The organism is bacterium (genome assembly GCA_021372535.1).
In the GTDB taxonomy this organism is placed as follows: Bacteria; Latescibacterota; Latescibacteria; order Latescibacterales; family Latescibacteraceae; genus JAFGMP01.
In genome coordinates this window covers 1-2,237 of sequence record JAJFUH010000138.1, presented here as the reverse complement: position 1 = coordinate 2,237, position 2,237 = coordinate 1, and the positions used below count along the sequence as shown (strand labels likewise).

Here is a 2,237-nt window from a genome sequence, read left to right as displayed (position 1 = left end):
CTTGTGGCAAGAGAGGGGGCAGGGGGTGAGTTAGGGTGGAGAAAAGGGGTAACAATCAAATCTAAAACAATCCATATGCCGGTAAATGCCCTGTTTACAGGATATTTCGAACTTTTATAACAATTTTAACCGGACACTATTGATTACTGCTGATACATAATCATGGGTTATACTGTTCCCAATATAACGATTCCGATATTTTATTGATAACAAAGCTTTTTAATTCTTTAGAGCCATCCGAATAATGAGTACCTGAAGGTAAAAATCGAAATAACAGATAATTACACAGTTAATACAGGCAATACCGAAAAAGATACTTTTTCCAAAAAATCACTTGAAAATGTCTGTCTGTCAAGGCTTCGCCGCAGGCGAACTTGTCTTTGCCTTGACAGCCACGGAGCAACACATTTCTTAAACGGGGGATTGAGAATCTTTACCTCTCAAACCCTATTATGAGGGCATTTATAGCAATTCATTATGTCGAGGTACACATTAATCTGATGAACCTGTTTTTTATTGTAGGGGCAACCCCCCGTGGTTGCCCACTGTAGAAAAAATCCGCCAAATCCGCGCAAATCCGCGTTCTATTATTTCATGAAAAGATCGGTTTATGAATACTTCTCGAAAAAGTCGGATACTTTTTCCTTTCGCTCGATCATTCTGTTCAGAATTTGTATCGAAAACATATCGCCCCGCGGGTTATGTAACGTGCAATGGTACGGCCATTTAACCGGATCGGTCACATATGAATAGGTGAATGCCTTGTCGAACCAGTCCGCGGCCCACTGCGCATCGGGGTCGTGCTCGAGTGCGAGGAGGCAGAAAACGAACACCTCCTTGTTGACATAATCCGAATGTATCCCGTTGGTATCCTCGTATTTGGGAAGAACCGGCGGCTCGGCAAAAGGATCGCTCTGGTCGGGACGGTAGATGGCCATGAGTCCCTGTTTGCCGTCTCGTTCCGCCCAGCATTTTTCCATGAGAAGTTTCCCGGCATGTTCGCTTTTTCTGAACATTTCCACATTTTCCTCTCGAAGCGACTCATCCATGCACATCCATGATGCCTGCATCGAATGGAAACTGGTACAGACCCGTGCGAAGTTTTCATGTATGTAGGATTTCGGGTGCGGTTTCATGGTGCGGAGGGATATCGATTCAAAGAATATTCCCAGTTCGGGATCGAAATGATGCTCCAGCAAAAGTCTCATCACGAACTGAGCGATTTTTTCGACTCCCGGGTCGTCGATGTATTTCAACAGAGGAGTAAGGGCGCTCAGATAGTGTACCCAGTTACCCATCAGGGATACTCCGGGTTCGAACCAGCCCTGATGCTCCGGGCTCTGAAAACTCGGGTCGAGCATGACCTTGATAAGACGGTTCGCGGTCTTTACTGCAAGCTCCCGCGCTTCCTCTATGCCGGTTGCATGATAGTATTCGACAAGTCCCATGAGCATATCGATGGAAGCATCGGTATCATGCAGCATGCTGATATCTTTTCCCTCACGGCTCAGGACATCCGCCCAGCCATACCCTTCAGGACCGAAATCCTGGGCGTATTTTGTCAGAAAATCGTAACCGCATTTTGCCGCTCTCAAATGGAATTCGTCATGCCCGAAATAGTTATAAAAATAGGAATACAGCCATAGAATCCGTCCCTGGTAATAAAGCCATTTTGCATCTTTCGGAGTCGGGTGACGTGTCGGATTACCCGCGAAATAGCCTCCGTATTTCCAGTCTACGACAGGTTCTTCCTGTTCGTTCCAGTAGGTCATTATCTTTTCTTTGTATTCTTTTTCGAATACCGCGCGAATTTCGGCAAGAGACCATTTCCCGATTTTTGTGACAGCCCTTTTCCCCGATGGCAATACGCCGAAGGTTTCGTTTTTATTGTTTTCGCCCATTGCCAGGAGCGATGATGCCGCAGAAAGACTCAACAGTTGCATGGTTGCATGAGAAATGAAATTTCTCCTTTTCATGGAGGATTACCTCTTTAAGGTCAATACGGTTCACTTAAAAGCGTTGTGATATACACAATTTATTTGGATATAAGTTGTCAAGGGTCGTCACGAAGTTCCGATCCCCGAATAATTTTGGGGACATGTTTACACGCTGACGTCCACCCAAATATCCACGATGAAATGCATTGTAATGCATTGATTATATACAGCATAACACCCTTTGGAGCTTCTGATGTATCAACCCCATTGAAAAGCCCCGCGGTCACAACCGGTTTTCGG

1 protein-coding gene is annotated in these 2,237 nt (G+C 45.4%); it reads right to left on the bottom strand.

The window, feature by feature from the left end:
* Window positions 1-608: 608 nt before the first annotated feature.
* A complete protein-coding gene (locus tag LLG96_12595; GenBank protein ID MCE5251048.1) occupies window positions 609-1,976 on the bottom strand; it encodes a hypothetical protein in 1,368 nt (455 codons plus the stop codon).
* Between the last annotated feature and the right edge of the window lie 261 nt (window positions 1,977-2,237).